The following is a 22,513-nucleotide window of genomic DNA, read 5'->3' as shown; positions in this document are numbered from 1 at the left end:
GGGAAAATAGCATAAAGTGAAGCGGGCGTGAAATGGCGGGTGCAGATCGAATGAATCTCTGAGGGTCATGCTCTCTTTGTCTGCAGCGAACTAATGACAGATCTACCTTCATGCCTGATCTTTTGGACAGAATGTTGGCCACGCAAAAAAACTGTTATAACACTTTTATGCGCAATAAAATGTTATAAAAATACACTTTATTGCGCATAAAAGTGTATACACCTACACTTTATTGAAGAACGATCAAAAATCCGACATACCCCATGAAAAGATTGTTGCTGAAAAAACTGCTTGATTGGAAGCAAAGCCCCTCAAGAAAGCCTGTTCTGCTTGATGGCGCAAGGCAAACGGGCAAATCTTTTCTCCTTGAAACACTGTTCGGTGGACACTTTGAACAAGTCATACGCCTGGATTTTCTTGAGCAGCCCGGTTTGGCGAACCTGTTTGCCGACTCTCTCAAACCAGACGATATTATCACCAATATCGAGATTGAACTGAACATCAGCATTGACAGGCAAAAGGATCTCATCATTTTTGATGAGGTTGGAGAGTGTCTGGCGGCCCTTCACTCCCTGAAGTTTTTTGCTGAACAGTGTCCTCAAATGTATCTCTGTGCATCGGGGTCAAATATTGGTCTTCTGGATTCATTTCCCGTTGGCAAGGTGGAATGGCTTGAACTCTACCCACTGACATTTGAGGAATTCCTCCTGGCCTCCAATCAACCGCCTCTGGTTAAAGCTTTTGAACAAATGAATCTGGGTAAGGTAGCTCATGAAAAGCTCTTCAGTTTGCTTATTGACTATTACTTTGTTGGAGGGATGCCAGAAGCAGTAAAGGCCTGGTTTGGGGTTGATAAAGACATCACTGAAAGAACCCGGACAGTCCAACAAATACATACTTCACTTCTCTCGGGTTATGAGCGTGATTTCGGAAAGTACTCCGATAAACTTTCTGCACAACATATACAGGCAATTTTTAAAAATGTGCCAGTTCAGTTATCCAATACCATGGACGACTCAGTTAAACGGTTTAAGTTCAAAGACGTTTTAGAGAAAAAAAGTCGCTACAAAGAGCTGGCGGGCCCCATTAACTGGCTGGAAAATTGCCGACTGATATCCAAGTGTCACCCCATAGACTGCAAGCCTGACTCCCCCCTTAAACCACTGGCCAAAGAAAATATCTTCAAACTGTTTTTATTCGATATTGGCTTACTGGGACACATGCTGCAGATCAACTACAAGGAGCATCGGGATCAGAAGTATCACTACAAGGGTTTTATCGCAGAAAACTTCATACAAAACGAACTCATCACCCTGATCGGCAAGCCAACCTATTCATGGGAATACGCCAGAAGTGAAATCGAATTTCTGTATAAAACCGAAGCAGGTGACATCGTACCTGTAGAAGTAAAAAGTGGCAAAAGGACTCGAGCCAAATCGCTGCAAACTTATGTCCAGCGATATAGCCCAAATACAACACTCAAGCTGATTGGTTCAACAGGCTCACTGGATGACCCTGCTGCCAGAGTCCTGCCTTTGTATTACATTTCTAAAATCAAAGAGATTCTGGGGTAATTTGGATAGCCGGACTTCTGTTCGCCAGGTGCTGCTGGAACAATAAGAGATGGGAGCGAGATATATAAAAAATTGTCTTACTTCTATAGATGGCCTATAACTAAATGATCCAATGAAGTTTTGATCCGGGGGCGATCTGGATTCGACGACGGTATCGAAACCTTAGGTGCATGCCGAGGACGTAGTGGTTCTCGTTAATCAAAACACTACAAACCTTATAGTTGCCAACCTGGTAGCTCTTGGAGACGCTCAAAACGAACTCTTCGATCAAGAAGAGATCGCACTTGCAGCTTAATCGTAGCTAAACCCTACGAGTCTTCCAGTCTGTCCGGCTCGTCTACTGGCCGGTTTTTGGACTGTCACCGTAAGTAGACTCGCGAGGCCCGGTATGCCTGTGGCTGGCCAGCTAAAACTGAACAGGATCGCTCAGTAGAACCCCGACCGCTGGGTCGTTACTGAGTTAAATCCAAAGGCGGATCTAAGCATGTAGAGCCGAAGGCTGAGAATCGGCGGACGCGGGTTCAATTCCCGCCGCCTCCACCAATATAAAGCCCTGTGGATAATTGATCTGCAGGGCTTTTTTTATGTCTGACAAGACACTTTTTCTTCAGGGTTCCGAAAAAGTATCAAAGGTTTGTCGAGCGAAACTTCCAGCCGTTTTCGCAGGTTTATCTCCGGGTCGTGCAATTCTCGAGCGCATGAACATTTGCCACCTGCCTGAAACACATCATCCCTGACGGACTATTTTTGAGGAAATAAAGATTTCTTATCAAGTTTGTTTGTTCCCACAAACTTCTATCTTGAAGTAATTTGGAGTCAATATGAAAATTGCAGTACTGTCTCGCAACCCCAAACTGTACTCTACTCGTCGTTTAAAAGAAGCCGGCGAAGAAAGAGGACATGAAGTTGATATTATTGACACACTCCGATGTTATATGGATGTAACACGCAGTCGCCCCACTGTTCGTTGTGATGGTGAGTCTCTTCCATACTACGATGCAGTGATACCAAGAATTGGCGCTTCAATTACATTTTATGGCACTGCCATCGTCAGGCAATTTGAAATGATGGGCACATTCTGTGTGAATGAATCTGTCGCCATTACTCGCTCTCGCGACAAATTACGTTCTTTACAATTGTTGTCACGAAAAGATATTGGATTACCAAGAACAGGCTTTGCCTGTAAACCCGAGAATGTAAAGGACCTTATCAAAAACGTAGGTGGAGCCCCCCTGGTAATAAAATTACTGGAAGGTACTCAGGGTATCGGAGTAGTTCTCGCAGAGAATCAGAAAGCAGCAGAAGCAATAATTGAGGCTTTTTTTGGGTTGAAAGCTAATATTTTAGTTCAGGAGTTTATAAAAGAAGCAGGAGGTGCAGATCTCCGTTGCTTTGTGATTGGTAGCAAAGTCGTAGCCGCTATAAAACGACAGGGAGCAGATGGAGAATTTCGCTCAAACCTCCATCGCGGTGGAACAGCAACGCTTGTCCGTTTGTCAAAAGAGGAGAGAGCGACTGCCGTTAATGCCGCAAAAGTAATGGGACTGAATGTCTGTGGTGTCGACCTTTTACAATCTGACAATGGGCCAGTCGTTATGGAAGTTAACTCCTCTCCGGGACTGCAGGGCATTGAAACAGCAACAGGAAAAAATGTTGCTGGCATGATCTACGAATTTATTGAAAGCAAAGCAACTAAATCAACCCGAACCCGTGGAAAAGGCTGAAGGTGACAAAGATGTTATTACCAGATATCAGTATCGGTGGCTCCGTGATCAAGGCCGGGCAAACCAGACAAGTTAGTCTGGAGGTTGCAAAGCTGTACACCGATACGGACTTTTCAGTACCTGTACATGTTATACACAGTAAAAAACCAGGTCCAAAAGTCTTTGTGTCTGCAGCTGTTCATGGTGATGAACTGAACGGTATTGAGATTATTCGTCGGCTAATAAATTTAAAGACATTTAAAGTTACTGTGGGCACATTAATTCTTGTTCCAATGGTTAATGTCTATGGCGTGCTTTATCAAAGCCGATATCTCCCAGATCGTCGAGATTTAAACAGAAGCTTTCCCGGTTCACCGAAAGGCTCATTGGCCAGCCGGTTAGCTCATATATTCCTGAAAGAAATAGTCAGCCTCTGTGAATACGGCATAGACCTCCACACAGGTGCTGTTCATCGCTCAAACCTGCCTCAGATTCGTGCCAATCTGATGGATAAAGAAACACTCTCTCTGGCCCGTGCATTCGGTGTACCCGTTTTATTGAACGCCAATATTCGTGATAATTCTCTTCGACAGGCAGCTGAAGAGCACAATGCGCGAATACTGCTTTATGAAGCCGGAGAAGCCTTAAGATTTGATGAAGTCAGTATACGTGCGGGAGTTCATGGCGTTATCAATGTGTTAGCTGAACTGGGGATGCTTAGACTAAGGCGCAAAATAAAAGCTTTTACTCCCTACATAGCGAACAAAAGTTCGTGGGTCAGGGCTAATGCCAGCGGCATTATCAACTCACTTAAAAATCTTGGTGATCAGGTTGATAAGGGAACTCCATTAGCCACTATTGGTAGCCCACTTGGTGAAGTCATTGATGTAGTAAAAGCGACACAGGCAGGCATCATTATTGGTAAACAGAATATCCCTCTCGTTCAGGAGGGTGAGGCTATGTTTCATATCGCTTTCTTTTCTGCATCCGATGATGATGTTGCTGAAGATATAGAAATGATGCAGGAAGAGCTGCAAACTGAATCGTCCGCCTTGGAGTAACTTGAATGTTTAAAAAAATACAAAAAGCAAACAACAAACCTGTTATTGGCTGTGTAGAGCTATGCGACCTGCCAGACCTGGGTATTTGTGGCGTTGAAGTACGCATTGATACCGGAGCAAAAACCTCCTCCCTGCATGTGGACAATTTAATATCCTTTGAAGACGAGGGGAGCCCATGGGTTATGTTTGACCTGCATCCGAACCTCCATAACGTGGAAGAAGTTCTAAACTGTAAAGCGCCTGTTAAAGATATCAAAACCATAAGGTCATCAAACGGGATGATAGAAAAACGGTATGTGATTAGTACCACATTAAAATTGCATGACCACATCTGGACTATCGATGTAACACTTTCTAACCGTGCAAAGATGACATATCTGATGTTACTTGGAAGAGAAGGGATGGCTAATATTTTTTTAGTAGATCCTTCTCGGAAATTTATGAAGAACAAATAGGATAGATACATTCTTTGGGTGTGAATGCCAAACCATGCTGGCAGCAACACTCGATTCTGCCTGCCGATTGCGACCTGTATATTCTCGTCGATGAAGTTGCCACCCGGGATGCCATTCCAGATGGAAAGATATAAGGAGACCACCGGTAAAGTGATTTTCGGATTTTTAACCATGCAGCAGTCATCAGCTAGTGTTTTTCGGGAACTTATACGGGGTCCAGCGTGTCTTATGTGTATGGGTTAAGCAATTTTAAATCAGCTCATTCTAATTAATTCACTAAACTTCTTGACTGAAGCGAAGTGTTCTGAAGATTGGAGGATCGTGTAATGAAGAGATTTCTCAAATTTGGCCTTCCTTTCACCCTGTTATTTTCTCTGGGTGCGAGTGCCGAACCATGTTGGCGGCAGCAGTCGGTTCTGCCTGCCGACGGCAACCTGTGTATTCTCATCGATGATAAAGTTGAGCCAGATCAACCAAAATGGTTTTTCGGCAGGGCGGCACTGGATCTGAGTGAAACCGACCAGGCGGATGGCAAAATAAAGCACTTTTGTGTTTATGAAGTAAAGAGTGAAGGTGGCTATGACATCAGGCGCAGCAATGACTATTTCTGGCTGGATGCGACGGAAAGTGAGGTCCAGTCAAGATTTCAAATACTGCCTAAGCACAAAAATGATCCACTCAGCCCTGACCAGTCTGATAAATGGGTTCTGAGCTCAGGCGCTCTGGCAGATCTTTTCAAGTTCTGCTCTGCTGAAAAACCAGAAGTGGTTGATTCAAGCGATATCAGCATGTGCGCAAAACCTTTGCAGAACGAAAGCATTGCTTTCGGAAAACTTTCCACACAGGCTAAATGCAAGGTGTTTGATGCAGCGGTAGGCGAAGGTGTATTGCCCCTCCCTCTGGTGCAGGCTATGCGTAAAGACATGTCTTATGCCACGTGGATAGGCGTTGGTTGGGCTGTGCGCAATGGTCAGCCATTTGCCACGCATACGGTTTATGGCCCTCCCTACTCCACAGAATATTGCCTGCTTCAGGCCATGATACGAGGCCACCAGTTCTGTAGCGTTGATAAAACCGGTCACTATCAAACTGGCAATGTGATTGACTACGATGACACAGCCGACGGCATAAACGACGCTTATCTTTTAAATTATCCTGATCAACCCTCAGGCAAACCGGAACTGTAATATCAGGGATTACTGCTATCAATCGACAGTCTGGCGGCCTCAAGCAGAAAGACGGCTAACATAACATGTCAATAACTGTTAGATTTTAAAAGCTATTCTTCGCAAAAAAGCAGTAGATCCCTGACAACAATGGAAATAAGAAAAGCACAAGGCAGCGATGCCCATAGAGCTTTTGAGCTTCGAACTCTGGCGATACGTTCTGAATGCAAAGGCCATTACAGTGATGAAGCCATCGCTCTTTGGACTGATGGTTCTGCCACTGAGAAATTTGTCGATGACGTTGAGCAGAATTTTCATGTTGTGATGATGAAAGGGGAAGTAGCCGGTACAGGAATGATTGATATCGGGAACGGTATGATCGATGCCATCTTTGTGGACCCCCGATTTATGGGAATGGGCGTAGCCCGCAGGATGATGACTCACCTGGAACAGATTGCGAGAGAAGCCGGTCTACCTGAGATGAAGCTGAATTCAACTTTGAATGCGGCTCCCTTTTATAGACTTTGTGGTTTTGAAGGAAATGAAGTGTCGACTTATCATTCTTCCAGAGGACTTCGGCTGGACTGCATTCCCATGACGAAAAACCTCTCTGATGATGCCTGCTGACTCATTGTTGTGGTTTCACCCACACTTCTAAGAGGCTGTCGCAAAAGTGCTGCGCTTCTCCGAGGGCAGCCCTGTAGGCGGCTGGGATGCTCATTTACTCGCTGTAAACTGGCCTTTTTCGCCAATTGGTGCTGTGTCTCAGCTTGACTCGGTAGTTTTTCAGCAGCCTCTTAACCCGTTGCTATTCGTGACTTTCAGCTGAACCGTAAAGACAGGGTTTGTACCTATCTATCATCGTTTATTCATCTATATTATATGGAAATAATAAAAAACAAACTTTATGTCATATTGATATTCCGGAATTACTATGAACGATTTCATTTCTGCATCGAATAATCTTCTTTGGGGAAGTATCCTGATTTACCTGCTGCTAGGAGCCGGTATTTTATTCACTATTCGTACCCGCTTCGTGCAGTTTCGCCGCTTCGGTCTGGCCGCCAAAACCATGATGGGAAGTCGCAGAACCCACTCCCACCGCCAGATTTCTGCGTTCCAGGCATTCTGCACCAGTCTTGCGGCCCGAATAGGTACCGGTAATATCGCCGGTGTTGCCGTTGCCATCTACCTGGGTGGACCCGGTGCCATCTTCTGGATGTGGCTGATCGCCCTGCTGGGTATGGCAACCAGCTTTTCAGAAAACACTCTCGCCCAGATTTACAAAACCAACAATGGCGACGGCACCTATCGCGGAGGTCCCGCTTACTATATGCAGAAAGCGTTGGGTCAGCGCTGGATGGGCATTGCTTTTTCCATCGCCCTGATTATCGCATTCGGATTTGCTTTCAACAGTGTTCAGTCCAACTCTATTGCGGCTGCTTTTTCGGGTTATAACATTGCTCCTGAGTACATTGGTGCAGGTCTGGTACTGGTCAGCGGCATTGTTATCTTTGGCGGCATTCGTTCCATTGCCAAAGTCGCTGAAATGATTGTTCCTGTGATGGCTCTGGGCTACCTGGCTGTGGCTCTCGTGATCGTTGCCATGAATGTCTCTGAACTGCCAGCTGTATTCACTCTGATTTTCAAGAGTGCTTTCGGTCTTGAAACAGCTATGGGTGGCGGTGTTGGCTACATGGTTTCCCAGGCGATGATGCAAGGTATCAAGCGCGGTCTTTTCTCCAACGAAGCGGGTATGGGTAGCGCACCCAACGCTGCAGCGACTGCACACTCCACTCACCCGGTCAGTCAGGGCATGATGGGAATGCTGGGGGTATTTATGGACACTATCGTCGTATGTACAGCCACGGCTGCTATCATTCTGATGTCTGGCATGCTGGAACCGGGCAGTGGCCTGACCGGCGTTGCATTGACTCAGGCTGCCCTGTCCAGTGAGATAGGCTCCTGGGGTGAACATCTGGTTGCAGTAGCCATTTTGTTGTTTGCTTTCACTTCCATCATTGCCAACTACTACTACGGTGAGTCCAACCTGCTGTTTATCAAAAACAGCAAGCCTCTGTTGGTGCTTTATCGTCTGGCAGTGCTGGTTATGGTGTTCTGGGGCTCTATTGGCAATCTTCCTGCCGTCTGGGCTTTTGCCGATCTGTCTATGGGTATCATGGCCCTGATCAACATTACCGCTATTCTGCTACTGTCAGGCATCGTTGTGCAGGTTCTGAAAGACTTTGACGAACAGGTGGCTGACGGCGTTGTCCCGGTATTTAACCGTAAGAAGTTTCCATTGCTTGATGAGACCATGGATAAAGACGTATGGCAGGAGCACAATGCTGGCGGGGTTCAACCATACCCTATCCCGAAAGTGAAGGCCCAGACGGCTACTGAATAACATCTGTTGAGGTCGAGCCACCTGCCCGACCTCTTTTTCCTGGAAATGCTCTCCTGCCTGACATAAAACCGCTTCAGCAGAACCTGTCCTAACCCGGATTTGTGATATGCTTGGGCCCGTTTAAAGTTATCCAGGTGAGTACCGTCCTTTTTGCCATGCACTGAAGCACTCTGGCTGTGAAAGGTCATCCCAAAGGCAGGTACTCCCTCACCAAGTCAATGGAAAAGGTTTCTGAGCATGCCGGAAAAAAAGCAGGGCTTCGCCTTTGAGCAGTCGCTCACAGAACTGGATACACTGGTCCAGCAAATGGAATCCGGTGATATGTCGCTGGAAGAGTCACTGAAGGCCTTTGAAAAAGGGGTAAAGCTGACACGTGAATGTCAGAAAGCCCTGACTGAAGCAGAACAGAGAGTCCAGCAGCTTCTGGAAAATCAGGGCCAGCCGGAAACCCGCCCGTTTGATCCGACAGAAGGCCAATAATCCATGACTCTGCTGGAATACATCAAGGGTTGTCAAAGCCGCGTTGATGAGCAGCTCAAAAATCATCTTCCCGGAATCAGTCAGGTCAGTGAAAGATTGGTTGAGGCTATGTCCTACTCCGTTTTTAACGGCGGCAAACGTGTCCGACCGATCCTGGTTTATGCCGCCTCTGAAGCTCTCGGCGGCGAGCAGACTCAGGCAGACCCTGCTGCCTGCGCTGTAGAGCTGATCCATGCTTACTCCCTGGTACATGATGACCTTCCAGCAATGGATGACGATGACCTTAGAAGAGGCAAACCCACCTGTCACAAAGCTTTTGATGAAGCCACAGCCATTCTGGCCGGTGACGCTCTGCAAACCCTGGCTTTTGAAGTACTGGCTACCAACAGTCATGAATTACCCGCGCCTGTCCGTCTGCAACTGGTCGGGGAGCTGGCCCGTGCTTCTGGCCATGGGGGCATGTGCGGTGGCCAATCCATGGACCTCAACTCGGTAGGCAGTCCTCTGAATCAGGAACAGCTGCAGTTAATGCACAGCCACAAAACCGGGGCGCTGATTCGCGCCAGTGTTGTCATGGGCGCCATCTCAAGCGGTAAAGTCGAAAGGGAACAACTGACCCACCTTATTCGTTATGCGAACGCTATTGGTCTGGCCTTTCAGGTTCAGGATGACATTCTTGACGTCACTGTCGACACCGAAGTACTGGGCAAACAACAGGGGGCAGACCTGGCTCTCGACAAGCCCACCTACGTATCGCTCATGGGACTGGAAGGAGCCAGAGAGCTCGCCAGCTCCCTTTCTCAGCAGGCGATTCACTCCCTTGAAAGCTTCGGGGGTCGAGCCATAATACTCAGGCAAATGGCAGAGTATGTCATCCAGAGATCTCATTGAACCGATCTGAGCAGTATTCCAATAGAAAAAACCTCCTGTTCAGGTACAATCCTATAATTCACCGATGACATTTACTGTTATCATTCTTTGCCCTTTGAGAAGAGTGTGGAATGATATCAGTCTCTCATGACTGTGTTATGACGCTGTCAGGCTTCGATACCCTCAAACCTGGCAAACTGCCGGAAACATCAAGGTTTCCCCTTCCCGTCCCATACAAGTTGTGGTGAATGAGGAACTACGTCGAATTTTTGAAAAGCGACCCGGAACACCGCTTCCCCTGAAAAAGTCGCTTTTTATGGCTGAGAGGCCTGGATCGCAAGCAAACATGTTTCACGAAATACCCAAGACAAAACCTGATACTCCGCTGTTGGATCAGGTCGATACGCCTGATCAGCTGCGCCAACTTGACAGGACAGATCTGCCCCAGCTGGCCCGGGAACTCAGAGAATTTCTGCTCTACTCGGTCGGTCAGGTAGGTGGGCATTTTGGTGCCGGGCTGGGTGTTGTTGAACTGACTGTCGCCCTGCACTATCTCTTAGATACCCCCCATGATCGCCTGGTATGGGATGTGGGCCACCAGACCTATCCCCATAAAATAATCACTGGCCGTAAAGAAAAAATGAGCACTCTTCGTCAGAAAGACGGTCTGGCTGCGTTTCCAAAAAGAGAAGAAAGTGAGTTTGATACTTTTGGCGTAGGTCACTCCAGTACGTCTATCAGTGCCGCAATGGGCATGGCGACCAGCGCTCGACTGAAAGGAGAAAAACGTCGTACCGTTGCCGTGATTGGCGATGGTTCCATGACGGCCGGGATGGCTTATGAAGCCATGAACCATGCCGCCGACCTGAAAGCCAACATGCTGGTTATTTTAAACGACAATGACATGTCCATTTCAAAAAGCGTGGGCGGCTTGTCGAATTATCTGACCAAAATCTTATCCAGCAGGACCTATCACCATATTCGGGAAGGCAGCAAGAAAGTACTTAATGGCATCCCCCATGCCTGGGAGCTGGCGCGCAGGACCGAAGAACACATGAAGGGAATGATCATTCCCGGTACTCTGTTCGAAGAAATGGGTTTTAACTATTTTGGTCCTATTGACGGCCACGACCTGCCCATGTTGCTGCACACTCTTGAGAACCTCAAAGATCTGGACGGTCCTCAATTCCTGCACGTAGTAACCCGCAAGGGTAAAGGCTTTACACCGGCAGAAAAAGACCCTATAGGTTATCACGCCATCACAAAACTGGAACCCAGCTCCAAAGCCAGTGAAGAAAAACCCAGTCTTCCCAAAAAACCCAAGTACTGTAATGTCTTTGGTCAATGGCTCTGCGACATGGCTGCAAAAGACGACAAACTGGTCGGTATTACCCCGGCCATGTGTGAAGGCTCGGACCTGATTCGCTTTGCTGATCGCTACCCGGATCGCTATTTTGATGTCGCCATTGCCGAACAGCACGCAGTGACTCTGGCTGCCGGTATGGCTTGTGAGGGAATGAAACCCGTCGTAGCGATATACTCTACTTTCCTGCAACGAGCCTACGATCAGCTGATTCACGACGTTGCCGTTCAAAAGCTGGATGTCCTTTTCGCCATCGACCGGGCAGGCATGGTTGGCGAAGACGGCCCGACTCATGGCGGCTGTTTTGATATTGCCTACCTGCGCTGTGTACCTGAAATGCTGGTCATGACACCTTCTGATGAAGATGAAACCCGTCGTATGCTCTCTACAGGTTACCAGTATCAGGGACCGGCTTCTGTCCGTTATCCGAGAGGAACCGGACCCGGTGTCGCGATCAGTGAAAGTCTGGAACCCATAGCAATCGGTAAAGGAGAAATTCGTCGTCAGGGACAGCAAGTGGCAATTCTTTCTTTCGGCACTTTGCTGCAGAACGCTCTGCAAGTCGCTGACGAACTGAATGCCACTGTCGCAAACATGCGCTTTGTGAAACCGCTGGATAAAGAGCTTATTCAACAGCTGGCCAAAGATCATGAACTGCTGGTCACGCTGGAAGAAGGCTGCATTGCCGGTGGAGTCGGCTCAGCCGTTTCCGAGCTCCTGAACGAGCATGGCATCAATGTGCCCATCATGCAGCTGGGCATTCCGGATGACTACATCGAAGCCGCCAGTCACAAACAACAACTGGCCGAGTGTGGACTGGATGCCGGGGGCATCAAACGATCCATTTTGAAACGCATGAGCCGGAGCCTGAAAAGCGCGATTAAGATCGCCCACGTCACACCAGCCTGATCATCTCATTATCAGCCTCCTGTTCTTGGGAGGCTGATTCATTTCACTTCTGTTACTGTGATCTATTGCTGAACAGATGTCGCTAAATGCATAGCTTCTTCACCTTCCATCTGAATGGTTACATCTTCATACAGTGATATTTTATTGTCGCGCATCTCTATATAGCCAAATATTTTAAACAGGGCGGTAGAGCCCTCATTAGAGGTCACTCTGGAGGTGTGGTGGTCGAACCCCCGGTCACCGTCGAAAAAAATCCGATGCACAGAAATATCTACGCTCCTGGTATGCTCCTTTATCCACTGTAATCGTTCGCAAATTTGCCGACTGCCCTCCAGACGTCTTTCATTGATGATTATGACGGCGTCCTCCGTAAAATAATCAGTCACTTTTGAGGTGTCATGCTTTGCCAGGACAATTTGTAGAGCATCACAGAAAAGTTGCACTTTTTGCTGATAAGTCATTACTTTTGCATTCATGAGTACTATTCCTACCTATAAGAAAGGTTCAATTTCTTCAGATATCCCACCCATTCTGACCCAACTGGAAATTGATTCAAATGAATGGCTCAAAACCATGAGATGGAATAACCGCCTTTATCGGACAGTGGACAGGCTGGAAGCCATGAAAACTATTGCTCGGGAAATGGGACAGTAATGAGCAAAGGGATTGTTTACCTATAGTCGCTCATTGTATGGCGTAAGTTGACTGCTCTACTTTTCCATTGTTATTTGTCTGTCCTGTCATATGGGGACCTTTGCTATTTCTGACTTTTTCCCCTTTTCAGTGATTCGTTTGTCGTTTGTTATGACAAACGATTGTTCTGAGTGGCTGTCAGGGTTTGATGGGCTGCTGGGCTCGCGGTTAATAGGCTGTATTTTATATTTTTATATGGATGTCCTATTTTTTCTATTTTTTGTGGATGTCCTATTTTTTGCTTTTTTTTGGAACTTTAATGACCATTACCTGTCCAAAACCTCAATGACCTTTGCTTGTCTAAAACTACTAGTTATTAGGAGGGATATATAATGACTTACGAAGTAACAACCAGCGCCGCAGTCAATGCGGCAACTCAACCGCCGCATTACAGTGCAGCGGAGTCCAGGACCGATTCGGAGGAGGCTACAACGCTTATTCCACGTATTGATCAGCCTTCTGCAAATGAGGCTTCAGGCATTGCAGCCCGTAAAGCAACTAAAAGAAAGTTTGAAGAAGTGCTGTTGGTTCCGACAGACAGTCAGCCTTCTGGCAGTCATCTCTCTACCTCCATTTTGGAAAATAGAGAAAATAACCATGAAAAATATTCACAAATGAATAACGAAGAATATGCTAGAACGTTTAGTTATGACGATCCGTTAGGTTCAAATATAGAAGTTACCCTGGGAACAGGGGATAAAATTTGGGCTGAGTTGCCTTCCATTTATAGTATTAGTCATCGTTATTGTTATCTTCTGGTTTCTGCGAGTGAGAACAGAATTAATGCTGCCATGCATACTGCCATAAATGAAATAAACAATGTCTCTCATAAGGGAGAGGTCGATGATTTTTTAGAGGAATTCGGTGATAAAAAGTATACAAAACTGCTTTTTATAAGAGACCATCAAGTCTATTCCCATCTTGTTGAAAATGGCACCAGGTTGGGTAACAACAGCGACGTTTATGTGTGTGTTTTTAATGAAAATCCTGTTACAGCATCCCTCTACGATATTCAGTGTGATGCAAGACATAACAAATACGTGATATTAGACTCATCCGATAAATCAATCATAAAAGAGGGCAGAATATTTCAAGATTAAATCCTCAATAACCGACAGCTTGCACTAAGTTCAGTGCAAGCCGTCCAGTACAGAAAACAATGGAAAATACAAGACACTCGTAACCTGTTCTTTTTTTGGGATCTACTGTTGATTTGTTTCGAGTAGCATTTTTGGGTGCCCAGTTTATTTCACTTAAAGAAAAACACACAATGAGCCAGAAACAGGTCGCATCTGGCTCCAGCTCAGACATCATGCAGTATCGTACAAGTGTCCCAGCTTCCAGACCTTGGTGGTCAGGTACTTCTCGTTATGAGGATTCTGCCCGGTCTGATGGGGCTGACGATGAATAATATCAATCCCCTGACGGGTCAAAGCATCAACCTTTTTAGGGTTATTGGTCATCAGTACTAACTGTGTGACCCCCAGATGATCCAGCATGGTCTTGCACATATCGTATTTGCGCAGATCAGCAGCGAAACCCAGTTCTTCGTTGGCTTCTACCGTATCCAGCCCTGTATCCTGAAGCTGGTAAGCCCGTACTTTGTTCAGCAGACCAATGCCACGGCCTTCCTGACGCAGATACAGGATAACCCCGCGACCAGCTTCGGCAATCTTGCGCATGGCCTCCTCAAGCTGGGGGCCGCAATCACAGCGCATGCTGAAAAGAGCATCTCCGGTCAGACACTCTGAATGAACCCGCGCCAGAACGGGACCACCCTGACTCACATCCCCCATGGAGAGAGCCAGATGCTCCTTGCCGGTGCCACTCTCTTCAAATCCATGCATCATGAACTCACCGAAAGGGGTGGGCAAGCGAGACTCTGCAACGTAACGAACAGACACTCACTACTCCTCAAGACAGTCGTGCGTTGGGATTGTAACAGTACAAGATGTTACAGGCGAGTTAATATGGAGCCTCCAGTGTCATGACCCCGCCTTCCTCACTGAATCGGATATTCTTCAGATAACTCATACCCAGTAACACCTTTTCAGGGCTGCTGCCTTCGATGACCGTCGCTTCAACATTGGCAACCCGTATGCCGCCGACGGACACGAAATCCAGCATCACCCGAAAACCTCTGACGACGCCACTGGCCGTTTCGACACGAACCGCGCTGCCATCCCTGTAGCGAATGCCAAGACGGTCAGCCGTGGCACCGTTGATGGCGACAACATTCGCTCCGGTATCTATCAGCACCTGAACCGGATTATTGTTAATGACACTCTGGGCAAGGTACTGCCCATCATTGCTTCTGTTGATTCGAAACGTCAAAAGCTCGGGCGATTGAATGCCGTTACCCATATCGCGACTGAGAAAATAATCTTTCGCTACGCCATTGATTTCGAGCCGGGCTTTTCGACTGCTGGCGTCGATCAGTTTGAAACCTTTCACCGGTTCTTGACCGACCTTAAGAAATTGACGTTCACCATCAATGAAGACAAGAGCTTTGTCTGGAAACAGGGCCACTACCCTGACATTGACGGCGTGGGAAGAGTATGAAAAAGACAACAATAGGCTGGTAAAAAACCCAGCAATCACCTTGAAAGAGAATACTGATTTCATTCTATTTTTTATTTTGATCACCCACGAAGGGTTATAACCAATTCCGTTTAGGCTCTATCTTGCTCACCACAGGCGACAGGGTCAAGTTGTTAGACACAGTCGAATATTTTGTTCTCGAAAACACCCAGCAACTCTCAAAGCCGACACTCAACTCTATGGCTCTGAGATCCAACAGGACAGAAGCCATCAGAGCACAAAATAAGCAATAACCTGAAGACAGACAAGCGCAAAAATACCAGCCACGATGTCGTCTATCATTATACCCAGACCACCATGCACTCTCTTGTCTAACCAACCGATGGGCCAGGGTTTCCAAATATCGAAGATTCGGAACAGGATAAAACCGACTAACACCCACTCCCAGCCTCTGGGAGCAGCCAGCATAGTGATCCAGTAACCGACAAATTCATCCCAGACAATACCCGGATGGTCATGGACGCCCAGATCTTTAGAAGTCTTTCCACACAGCCAGATACCCAAAACAATACTGACAGCCAGTATTAAAAAATAATTCCAGAGCGGCAGGTACTGGAACATCAAATAGAAAGGAATGGCCGCTACCGTACCAAAGGTTCCCGGCGCAACAGGCGACAGGCCACTACCCAGACCAAAGGCTAAAAAGTGCACCGGATTTTTCCAGACTGAGGGTGTATTGCTCATAAGTTTCTGTAGTCCATGAAAGAATGCTCTTTCATAAAAAAGATGTCACTAAAAGTGCTGGTAGGCTCGTGGAGAAAGTGGCTCTGCCGTCTCTGCATCCACCAGCCCCGTAGCGGAAGTTATTCGACCGATACAGGTTACAGGATTTTCAGCCAGCAGGCTGTCAGGAAGCTGCAACTTTTTTCGATCGGGCCATGTAAAGCACAGCTCATAATCATCGCCTCCGGCCAGGGCCAGCTCCCTGGCTTTCTCCAGACCCTGCAAACTTTTCAGCTCTTTGGAGACGGGAACCGATGAAGTACTGATTTGAGCACCTACCTGGCTGGCTTTGAGAATATGCCCCAAATCGCCCAATAGACCATCGGAAATATCCAGGGCAGCTGTGGCTCCATTTTCCAGTAACCACTGACCCAACGCTATTCTGGGTGTCGGTCGATAGTAACGTTCCAGCAGATGACGCTGTTCGAGGGTGCGAACACTGTCCGGGCTCTCACCTCTCAAAACATCAGGTAATGCACCGACAGCGTCACCAAGACAACCACTGACGTAAATCAGGTCTCCGACTTTAGCGCCATTTCGCCGCAGCGCTTGAGCTACAGGTAATGTTCCCTGTACCTGTATCGAGAGGGTCAATGGCCCGAGGGTGGTGTCCCCCCCGATCAATCCTATCTGATAGGTTGACGCAAGCTCTGCCAAACCGTCAGAAAACGACTGCAGCCAGACATCATTCGATTCAGGCATGGTGAGACCCAGCGTAAAACTGTGGGGTTTTGCCCCCATAGCGGCGAGGTCACTGAGATTAACGGCCAGCGCCCGACAACCCAGCAGATAAGGGTCGCAGTTTTTCGGGAAGTGAATGCCTTCAACCAGCGTATCCAGGGATTGAGCCAGTTGTTGACCAGGTTGAAGAGACAGAAGCGCACAATCGTCGCCTATACCAACGACATCACTTAAGTGCGATCGAAGACCCGGACGATCAAAGAAACTGCGAATCAGATCAAATTCGCCAAGCGCCATATGAAAGGTTCCAGCCAAGCTAAAATATGAGTTTAACCTGCTGTCAGGCGGGTTAACAGATCAGGAGACAACAGCGCTACCTCCTGATCAAAAACCGATTACTTCCGACGGAAGTTACGCACCTCGTCAGGACGAACACGGGGTGCCAGCTTGTCCAGAATGCCGTTTATGTAACGGTGAGAATCCTGAGCACCAAAGCGCTTAACCAGCTCAATCGCTTCGTTGATGACCACGCGGTATGGGACATCAGAGCGGTTCATCAGCTCGTAGCAACCAATGCGTAGAGCCGACATTTCAACCGGGTCCAGCTGTGAAATGGGACGGTCCAGCAGCGGCGACATGGCGTCATCGAGTTGACTGGCTTCACGGGCAATCCCGGTCAGCAGCATGTGGAAATAGCCGTCGTCAACTTTGCTGAAATCGTTGTCCACACGGAACTGCATTTCAATCTGGGTGACGGATGACTGGGACATCTGCCACTGGTACAGGGCTTGCAGCGCCAGTTGACGTGCACGACGACGGGCAGATGGTTTAGGACGCGGGGCAGGTTTCTGCCCGGTTTCCTGCTTCTCAGTGGACAACTCAGGCCTCCAGTTTCTCGAGCAGGGACACCATTTCGAAAGCTGCCATGGCAGCCTCTTCACCCTTGTTACCCGCTTTGGTGCCGGCACGCTCGATAGCCTGTTCAATGGTGTCTACGGTCAGAACACCAAAGCTCACAGGAATTTCTTCCTCCAGATTCACGCTGGACAGGCCTTTCACGCACTCGTTAGCAACGAATTCAAAGTGTGGCGTGCCACCACGAATGACGGCACCCAGAGCAATAATAGCGTCGAAGCGTTGGGTTTTGGCGACTTTTTTAACAGTCAGTGGAATTTCGAACGCGCCCGGACAACGAATAATAGTAATATCTTCTTCCGCAACACCGTGACGGGTCAGGCTGTCCACAGCCGCATTGAGCAGACTTTCTACAACAAAGGCATTCCAGCGGCCAACAACAATCGCATACTTGCCGTCATTAGCCTGCAGAGTACCTTCGATGGTTTGCAATGACATTGCGCTTTCCTCAATAAATCTTTGTAATGCACTTACTTCAAAGTACATGTGCTCTGACGTTCAGTCTTCACACGGGATATATTCTACAATTTCCAGATCAAATCCGGACAGGGCAGCGAAGCGAACCGGTGAGCTGAGCAGGCGCATTTTGCCTACTCCCAGGTCACGCAGAATCTGTGAACCGGTACCAATGGTCAGATAAGCACCGGACATACCGTTGCTGCCACTCTTGCCTTCCGAGAACTTTTCCAGTGCTCCGCCCAGGTCCAGTCTGGACTCAGAGTCCAGCAGCACAATCACGCCGCGACCTTCACTGGCCACTTTGGCCATCGCCTTGTGCAGCGGCCAGCTGGACTTACCGCTTTCCGGATGTGCCGACAACAGATCACGGAATGGTTCCATAGCGTGAACTCGCACCAGCGCCGGAGAGTTCGGTGTAATATAGCCCTTGGTCAGGGCAATGTGCGTAGCGCCGCTGATAGAATCCTTGTAGGCCGTCATATCGAACTGGCCAAAATCGGTATCCAGTGTGCGCCGCTCTGACTTTTCGACGGTTTTCTCATTCAGGATTCGGTAGTTGATCAGATCGGCGATGGTGCCGATTTTCAGATCATGCTCTTTGGCAAACACTTCCAGATCGGGACGACGAGCCATCGTGCCGTCTTCGTTCATGATCTCGATGATAGCGGCTGCCGGTGTCAGTCCGGCCAGACGCGCCAGGTCACAACCGGCTTCGGTATGACCCGCACGGCTGAGTACACCGCCAGGCTGCGCTCTCAATGGGAATACATGACCTGGCTGAACAATATCGCCGGGGCGGGACAGTGGGTCCGCTGCCACCCGAATGGTTCTGGCCCGATCATGGGCAGAAATACCTGTGGTTACCCCTTCTGCGGCTTCAATGGAAACGGTAAAAGGTGTACCAAAGCCCGATGCATTGTCTTCCGAAGTCACCATCGGTGGCAGCCCCAGAAAATCACAGCGCTCTCCGGTCAGTGTCAGGCAGAGCAGACCTCTGGCCTCCCGGGCCATGAAATTCACGATCTCAGGAGTGATTTTTTCAGCAGCGATTATCAGGTCACCTTCGTTTTCACGGTCCTCATCATCTATCAGGATGACAGGTTTCCCGAGGCGAATATCCTCAATAATCTCTTCAATGGAGTTAAGCTGCATAACACCCCCATGTGTGTTTTTTATACATCCGGTATGCGAAACCGGCGTATTCTAACGGTTTCGTTCCCAAGCTGGAAGCAGTCACTTCATAAAGCCATGTTCAGCAAGAAAACCGGCTGTCAGGCTGGCAGGAGCCGATTCACTCTGTTCCCTGAGGCTCGGGTCCATTAGCCTTTCCAGATACCTGGCCAGCAGATCCACTTCCAGATTGATTTCTGTTCCTGCCCGGTACCCGGCAATAATGGTTTCCTGCCGGGTATGAGGCACGATGTTCAGGGCAAAGCGACAGCCATCCACCCTGTTTACCGTTAAACTGACACCATCTATCGTGACTGACCCCTTATGGGCAATGTACCGGGCCAGATGAGCGGGAGCCTCCACCCAATAGACCGTCGAACGACCCGAGGGTTCGATGGAGACAATTTTACCGACACCGTCGACATGACCACTGACCAGGTGGCCACCCAGCCGGGTTGAAGGCGTCATAGCTTTTTCCAGATTCAGGGCAGAACCGACAGCCTGTCCCGAAAGCGTTGAATTTTCAAGCGTTTCCAGGGAAACATCGGCTACATATCCCTGTCCGGTCAATTCCACCACAGTCAGGCAGACGCCATTGGTGGCAATACTGTCACCCAGTTTTACATCAGAAAGATCCAACGAACCAGAGTTGACCGTTAACCTCAGATCACCAGAGCGGGGTTCTACTTTCTGCAGGCTACCAACAGCCTCGATAATGCCTGTAAACATGAATAGTGAATCTCAGTAATCAGTGTTCTGTTTAAACGTTGCCTTAATAAGCCAGTCATCGCCAATAGCACGGATATCAGAGATATTAAGACCCAGCTTTTCTGACATAAACTGGAATGGAAGGTTCAACAATGGCCGGGCTTCTGACCCCATCAAGATCGGGGCCATAAAGATATTCAGCTCATCCACCAGTCCTTCACTGACAGCGGCTCCGGCAAGGATAGCTCCTGTTTCCAGCAAAACTTCCTGGCAATCTCTTTGAGCCAGTTCGCTCATTAATGCGTTCAGGTCCACCTGTCTGCCGACGTTCAGCCTGATCACTTCAGCACCGGCAGCCTCCAGCTGTGCCTGTCGGCTCTGTTCTGCCTGATCCGTGCAGACAATCAGAGCCCTGCCGGGCCCGGTGACCACTTTCGCGTCGACAGGGGTTTGCAGGGATGAATCCAGAACCACCCTTAATGGTTGTCTGCGGGCCAGTTTTTCAGCGTCTGGCAGCCCCAGCTCTTCAGCTCTGACTGTTAATGAAGAATTATCATGAAGAATCGAGCCAACACCCGAAACAATGGCACAGCTCTGCGCCCGGAGCTTTTGAACTTCACTGCGGGCATCGGGTCCGGTAATCCACTGGGATTCACCACTCTCCATAGCCGTTCTGCCATCGAGGCTCATGGCCAGCTTGAGTCGGACGAAAGGTTGCCCGCTCATCATCTTTTTGATGAAGCCAGGATTCAATGCTCTGGCTTCGGCTTCAAGAACACCGGATTCAACCTCAATGCCGACGTCACTCAGCCTTTTCAAACCACGACCGGATACCGAGGGGTTAGGGTCTTCCATAGCAGCGACCACCCGGCTCACCCTGGCCTTGATCAGCGCTTCTGCACAGGGCGGCGTTTTTCCAAAATGACTGCAGGGCTCAAGGGTGACATAGACCGTTGCGCCCTTAGCCCGGTCACCTGCCATTTCCAGGGCACGCACTTCAGCATGGGGCTCGCCCGATCGCTCATGAAAGCCTTCACCAACAATGACGCCATCCTTCGTGATCACACACCCTACCCTGGGATTTGGCATCGCGGTGTATAACCCTTTGCGTGCCAGTTGCAGCGCACGAGACATCATTTCGTGATCAATGGCAGACGCCATGGGACCTTCTCCGGGCTCAGTAAGAAATGGGGCCAGTTTATATGAATTTGTCTCCGGCATCACTCACTGGTGAAAGCGCCCAATAAAATTTAATGAGGATAATACTCACTTCTCAGTGCCCCTTCCCGCAAGTAGAATCAGCCTACTGCAAATGAGAAGAGTTGAGAGCAAGCAAATGCAACAACTTCGATTTCACCATGTCGGCATACCCACCCGCGAAAAGCTGTCGGAAGACTGCTATAACAAGGAATTGAAGCATCATGCCACCGGGTATTTCGAAACCCCTTATGGTGTTGAGTGGATGAATTTTGATGACGACAATACATTACCGGAAATTATAAAAACCACACCCCACATTGCCTTTGAAGTGGACGACATTCAGGAAGCCATAAAAGGAAAAGAAGTCATTCTTGAGCCCACCTCTCCGGCAGAACATGTCACAGTGGCTTTTATCAAAGATGGCAGGACGCTTGTTGAGCTGATTCAGTTTGACCGGCCAGAAAGTGAGATCTGGCCACATCCGGAAAAATTCCTGCTAAAGTAAGCCGCCAGGGTCTTTAGCAGGATACTTTCGGTTAAGAGATTCAGTCAAAGGCCCATATCGTCTTAAGTCCGGGCTGACAAAGGAGGCCATGGACGCAACTCTTCAGCCTCAATCCAGGCTTTTACCCAACCTTCCGGCTCTGGAGACCAGTCTTCCCTGCCCATGACTTTTCTGACTCGCTCAGTGGCCACTATCCGGCCCTTCTCGGTGACGGCCGTTCTTAACAGGATTGATGAAGCCGGTTCCCCTTTGACCCACATGGACTGGATAATATAAACCCATCGCTCTTCCATCGCAGCCACCTGAGTGTACATAGTTACTTTGTCGAACATCCGGACCCGCTTTCGATAACGAGTGGTACTGCCAGCAACCACCAATCCCCAGCTCTCTCTTTTGAGGACATCAGACAGCCCACACTGAATCGAAAGAGTAAACCGGCCCAGATCATAAAGCGTCAAAACCCGACCATTGTTCATTTCCATGAACAGATCTAAATCCCATGGCATACAGCGAAAGCAGTTTTCACTGACAGCATCGACGGAAATTTTGGGCGCTTTTTTGGCTTTACGGATTGCGGTCAGCAGTCGAATGAATGGATACATACTCAAATCTTCTAGTAATTATGCCGAGCATCATAGCCATTCAAACAGTAGAAAGAAACAAACGTTTAAAACTGAGTCATTCACGCTTGTTAATCAATAGCTCAAAGTCTGTTCGAAGCTGATTTGTTGTCTAGACTATCCTAGATAGCTTTCAGCCCTGTATGAGATGTTTCATGGCTGAGAACTAAGCGCATGCAAGTGATGACAGGACATAATGACAGCCCCCCCTCACAAACGACGTACCCATTGATGAAGTCTGTCGGGAAAA

The 22,513-nt window shown here is 48.4% G+C and carries 23 protein-coding genes and 1 other RNA gene; 13 read left to right on the top strand and 11 right to left on the bottom strand.

From position 1 onward, the window contains the following. Nucleotides 1–263: 263 nt before the first annotated feature. The 11 genes from ACOMHB_RS04825 to dxs all read left to right on the top strand — a co-directional run bounded on the left by ACOMHB_RS04825 (nt 264) and on the right by dxs (nt 11,988). Complete coding sequence (locus ACOMHB_RS04825) at nt 264–1,574, top strand: ATP-binding protein (RefSeq protein WP_448215691.1); 1,311 nt, start codon at nt 264–266, stop codon at nt 1,572–1,574. A gap of 127 nt (nt 1,575–1,701) precedes the next feature. Beyond that, nucleotides 1,702–2,117: a transfer-messenger RNA gene (ssrA, locus tag ACOMHB_RS04820) on the top strand. A gap of 278 nt (nt 2,118–2,395) precedes the next feature. Beyond that, entirely contained in the window at nt 2,396–3,298 is a 903-nt protein-coding gene (gene rimK / locus ACOMHB_RS04815; protein ID WP_422136856.1) for a 30S ribosomal protein S6--L-glutamate ligase, read from the top strand. Nucleotides 3,299–3,309: 11 nt separating this feature from the next. Then, nucleotides 3,310–4,338, top strand: a complete 1,029-nt coding sequence (locus tag ACOMHB_RS04810; RefSeq protein ID WP_448215690.1) for a succinylglutamate desuccinylase/aspartoacylase family protein — start codon at nt 3,310–3,312, stop codon at nt 4,336–4,338. Between the two features lie 5 nt (nt 4,339–4,343). Continuing rightward, nucleotides 4,344–4,793: an ATP-dependent zinc protease family protein gene (locus tag ACOMHB_RS04805; protein ID WP_448215689.1), complete on the top strand. Its 450-nt coding sequence runs from the start codon at nt 4,344–4,346 to the stop codon at nt 4,791–4,793. A 326-nt stretch (nt 4,794–5,119) separates the two neighbouring features. Further along, complete coding sequence (locus tag ACOMHB_RS04800) at nt 5,120–5,980, top strand: hypothetical protein (RefSeq protein WP_448215688.1); 861 nt, start codon at nt 5,120–5,122, stop codon at nt 5,978–5,980. A gap of 129 nt (nt 5,981–6,109) precedes the next feature. Continuing rightward, entirely contained in the window at nt 6,110–6,586 is a 477-nt protein-coding gene (locus ACOMHB_RS04795) for a GNAT family N-acetyltransferase (protein ID WP_448215687.1), read from the top strand. Between the two features lie 307 nt (nt 6,587–6,893). Continuing rightward, on the top strand, nt 6,894–8,366 hold the full coding sequence (locus tag ACOMHB_RS04790) for an alanine/glycine:cation symporter family protein (protein ID WP_448215686.1): 1,473 nt from the start codon (nt 6,894–6,896) through the stop codon (nt 8,364–8,366). A gap of 237 nt (nt 8,367–8,603) precedes the next feature. Further along, nucleotides 8,604–8,846, top strand: coding sequence for an exodeoxyribonuclease VII small subunit (locus tag ACOMHB_RS04785; protein ID WP_317143495.1), 243 nt, complete (start codon nt 8,604–8,606; stop codon nt 8,844–8,846). Between the two features lie 3 nt (nt 8,847–8,849). Continuing rightward, nucleotides 8,850–9,737, top strand: coding sequence for a (2E,6E)-farnesyl diphosphate synthase (gene ispA / locus ACOMHB_RS04780; protein ID WP_448215685.1), 888 nt, complete (start codon nt 8,850–8,852; stop codon nt 9,735–9,737). 325 nt (nt 9,738–10,062) lie between these two features. After that, nucleotides 10,063–11,988, top strand: coding sequence for a 1-deoxy-D-xylulose-5-phosphate synthase (dxs, locus tag ACOMHB_RS04775; protein WP_448215684.1), 1,926 nt, complete (start codon nt 10,063–10,065; stop codon nt 11,986–11,988). Between the two features lie 62 nt (nt 11,989–12,050). On the opposite strand, the gene ACOMHB_RS04770 is transcribed toward dxs, so the two are convergent. Next, complete coding sequence (locus ACOMHB_RS04770) at nt 12,051–12,464, bottom strand: nuclear transport factor 2 family protein (protein ID WP_317143498.1); 414 nt, start codon at nt 12,462–12,464, stop codon at nt 12,051–12,053. A gap of 549 nt (nt 12,465–13,013) precedes the next feature. Here ACOMHB_RS04770 and ACOMHB_RS04765 point away from each other — a divergent pair. Continuing rightward, a complete protein-coding gene (locus tag ACOMHB_RS04765) occupies nt 13,014–13,781 on the top strand; it encodes a hypothetical protein (RefSeq protein WP_448215683.1) in 768 nt (255 codons plus the stop codon). A gap of 210 nt (nt 13,782–13,991) precedes the next feature. Here the strand turns inward: ACOMHB_RS04765 and ribA are convergent, their stop codons facing one another. From ribA to ribD, 9 genes are all read right to left on the bottom strand, one after another. Next, complete coding sequence (gene ribA, locus ACOMHB_RS04760; protein ID WP_422473761.1) at nt 13,992–14,585, bottom strand: GTP cyclohydrolase II; 594 nt, start codon at nt 14,583–14,585, stop codon at nt 13,992–13,994. A gap of 61 nt (nt 14,586–14,646) precedes the next feature. Next, nucleotides 14,647–15,306: a retropepsin-like aspartic protease family protein gene (locus ACOMHB_RS04755; protein WP_448215682.1), complete on the bottom strand. Its 660-nt coding sequence runs from the start codon at nt 15,304–15,306 to the stop codon at nt 14,647–14,649. Between the two features lie 186 nt (nt 15,307–15,492). Further along, nucleotides 15,493–15,966 (bottom strand): phosphatidylglycerophosphatase A family protein, encoded by a 474-nt coding sequence (locus ACOMHB_RS04750; protein ID WP_422136842.1) that lies wholly within the window; start codon nt 15,964–15,966, stop codon nt 15,493–15,495. Nucleotides 15,967–16,014: 48 nt separating this feature from the next. Then, nucleotides 16,015–16,983: a thiamine-phosphate kinase gene (gene thiL / locus ACOMHB_RS04745; RefSeq protein ID WP_448215681.1), complete on the bottom strand. Its 969-nt coding sequence runs from the start codon at nt 16,981–16,983 to the stop codon at nt 16,015–16,017. Between the two features lie 98 nt (nt 16,984–17,081). Continuing rightward, the gene (gene nusB / locus ACOMHB_RS04740) at nt 17,082–17,564 is read right to left on the bottom strand and encodes a transcription antitermination factor NusB (protein WP_448215680.1); all 483 of its coding nucleotides are present in this window, start codon (nt 17,562–17,564) and stop codon (nt 17,082–17,084) included. Nucleotide 17,565: 1 nt separating this feature from the next. Continuing rightward, nucleotides 17,566–18,039: a 6,7-dimethyl-8-ribityllumazine synthase gene (gene ribH, locus ACOMHB_RS04735; RefSeq protein ID WP_448215679.1), complete on the bottom strand. Its 474-nt coding sequence runs from the start codon at nt 18,037–18,039 to the stop codon at nt 17,566–17,568. 60 nt (nt 18,040–18,099) lie between these two features. Further along, a complete protein-coding gene (gene ribBA, locus ACOMHB_RS04730; RefSeq protein WP_422136838.1) occupies nt 18,100–19,212 on the bottom strand; it encodes a bifunctional 3,4-dihydroxy-2-butanone-4-phosphate synthase/GTP cyclohydrolase II in 1,113 nt (370 codons plus the stop codon). Between the two features lie 81 nt (nt 19,213–19,293). After that, nucleotides 19,294–19,959 (bottom strand): riboflavin synthase, encoded by a 666-nt coding sequence (locus ACOMHB_RS04725; protein WP_448215678.1) that lies wholly within the window; start codon nt 19,957–19,959, stop codon nt 19,294–19,296. Nucleotides 19,960–19,971: 12 nt separating this feature from the next. Beyond that, entirely contained in the window at nt 19,972–21,099 is a 1,128-nt protein-coding gene (gene ribD / locus ACOMHB_RS04720) for a bifunctional diaminohydroxyphosphoribosylaminopyrimidine deaminase/5-amino-6-(5-phosphoribosylamino)uracil reductase RibD (RefSeq protein WP_448215677.1), read from the bottom strand. A 175-nt stretch (nt 21,100–21,274) separates the two neighbouring features. On the opposite strand from ribD, the gene ACOMHB_RS04715 reads away from it, so the two are divergent. After that, nucleotides 21,275–21,643 carry a VOC family protein gene (locus tag ACOMHB_RS04715; protein ID WP_448215676.1) on the top strand — a complete coding sequence of 123 codons (369 nt, stop codon included), beginning with the start codon at nt 21,275–21,277 and terminating at the stop codon, nt 21,641–21,643. 62 nt (nt 21,644–21,705) lie between these two features. Here the strand turns inward: ACOMHB_RS04715 and ACOMHB_RS04710 are convergent, their stop codons facing one another. Further along, complete coding sequence (locus tag ACOMHB_RS04710; protein WP_448215675.1) at nt 21,706–22,245, bottom strand: acyl-CoA thioesterase; 540 nt, start codon at nt 22,243–22,245, stop codon at nt 21,706–21,708. Between the last annotated feature and the right edge of the window lie 268 nt (nt 22,246–22,513).

It is taken from the genome of Endozoicomonas sp. 2B-B (assembly GCF_053470045.1).
This window is presented reverse-complemented; position numbering and strand designations above follow the sequence as displayed.

Coding starts and splice junctions, on each gene's coding strand:
- ACOMHB_RS04755 (WP_448215682.1), bottom strand. CDS start 15,306: ATGAAATCAGTATTCTCTTTCAAGGTGATTGCTGGGTTTTTTACCAGC.
- ACOMHB_RS04765 (WP_448215683.1), top strand. CDS start 13,014: ATGACTTACGAAGTAACAACCAGCGCCGCAGTCAATGCGGCAACTCAA.
- ACOMHB_RS04810 (WP_448215690.1), top strand. CDS start 3,310: ATGTTATTACCAGATATCAGTATCGGTGGCTCCGTGATCAAGGCCGGG.
- ACOMHB_RS04785 (WP_317143495.1), top strand. CDS start 8,604: ATGCCGGAAAAAAAGCAGGGCTTCGCCTTTGAGCAGTCGCTCACAGAA.
- ACOMHB_RS04770 (WP_317143498.1), bottom strand. CDS start 12,464: ATGAATGCAAAAGTAATGACTTATCAGCAAAAAGTGCAACTTTTCTGT.
- ACOMHB_RS04750 (WP_422136842.1), bottom strand. CDS start 15,966: ATGAGCAATACACCCTCAGTCTGGAAAAATCCGGTGCACTTTTTAGCC.
- ACOMHB_RS04790 (WP_448215686.1), top strand. CDS start 6,894: ATGAACGATTTCATTTCTGCATCGAATAATCTTCTTTGGGGAAGTATC.
- ACOMHB_RS04825 (WP_448215691.1), top strand. CDS start 264: ATGAAAAGATTGTTGCTGAAAAAACTGCTTGATTGGAAGCAAAGCCCC.
- ribBA (WP_422136838.1), bottom strand. CDS start 19,212: ATGCAGCTTAACTCCATTGAAGAGATTATTGAGGATATTCGCCTCGGG.
- ACOMHB_RS04795 (WP_448215687.1), top strand. CDS start 6,110: ATGGAAATAAGAAAAGCACAAGGCAGCGATGCCCATAGAGCTTTTGAG.
- ACOMHB_RS04725 (WP_448215678.1), bottom strand. CDS start 19,959: ATGTTTACAGGCATTATCGAGGCTGTTGGTAGCCTGCAGAAAGTAGAA.
- ribH (WP_448215679.1), bottom strand. CDS start 18,039: ATGTCATTGCAAACCATCGAAGGTACTCTGCAGGCTAATGACGGCAAG.
- ACOMHB_RS04800 (WP_448215688.1), top strand. CDS start 5,120: ATGAAGAGATTTCTCAAATTTGGCCTTCCTTTCACCCTGTTATTTTCT.
- thiL (WP_448215681.1), bottom strand. CDS start 16,983: ATGGCGCTTGGCGAATTTGATCTGATTCGCAGTTTCTTTGATCGTCCG.
- dxs (WP_448215684.1), top strand. CDS start 10,063: ATGTTTCACGAAATACCCAAGACAAAACCTGATACTCCGCTGTTGGAT.
- ACOMHB_RS04805 (WP_448215689.1), top strand. CDS start 4,344: ATGTTTAAAAAAATACAAAAAGCAAACAACAAACCTGTTATTGGCTGT.
- ribD (WP_448215677.1), bottom strand. CDS start 21,099: ATGGCGTCTGCCATTGATCACGAAATGATGTCTCGTGCGCTGCAACTG.
- ACOMHB_RS04710 (WP_448215675.1), bottom strand. CDS start 22,245: ATGTATCCATTCATTCGACTGCTGACCGCAATCCGTAAAGCCAAAAAA.
- ispA (WP_448215685.1), top strand. CDS start 8,850: ATGACTCTGCTGGAATACATCAAGGGTTGTCAAAGCCGCGTTGATGAG.
- rimK (WP_422136856.1), top strand. CDS start 2,396: ATGAAAATTGCAGTACTGTCTCGCAACCCCAAACTGTACTCTACTCGT.
- ACOMHB_RS04715 (WP_448215676.1), top strand. CDS start 21,275: ATGCAACAACTTCGATTTCACCATGTCGGCATACCCACCCGCGAAAAG.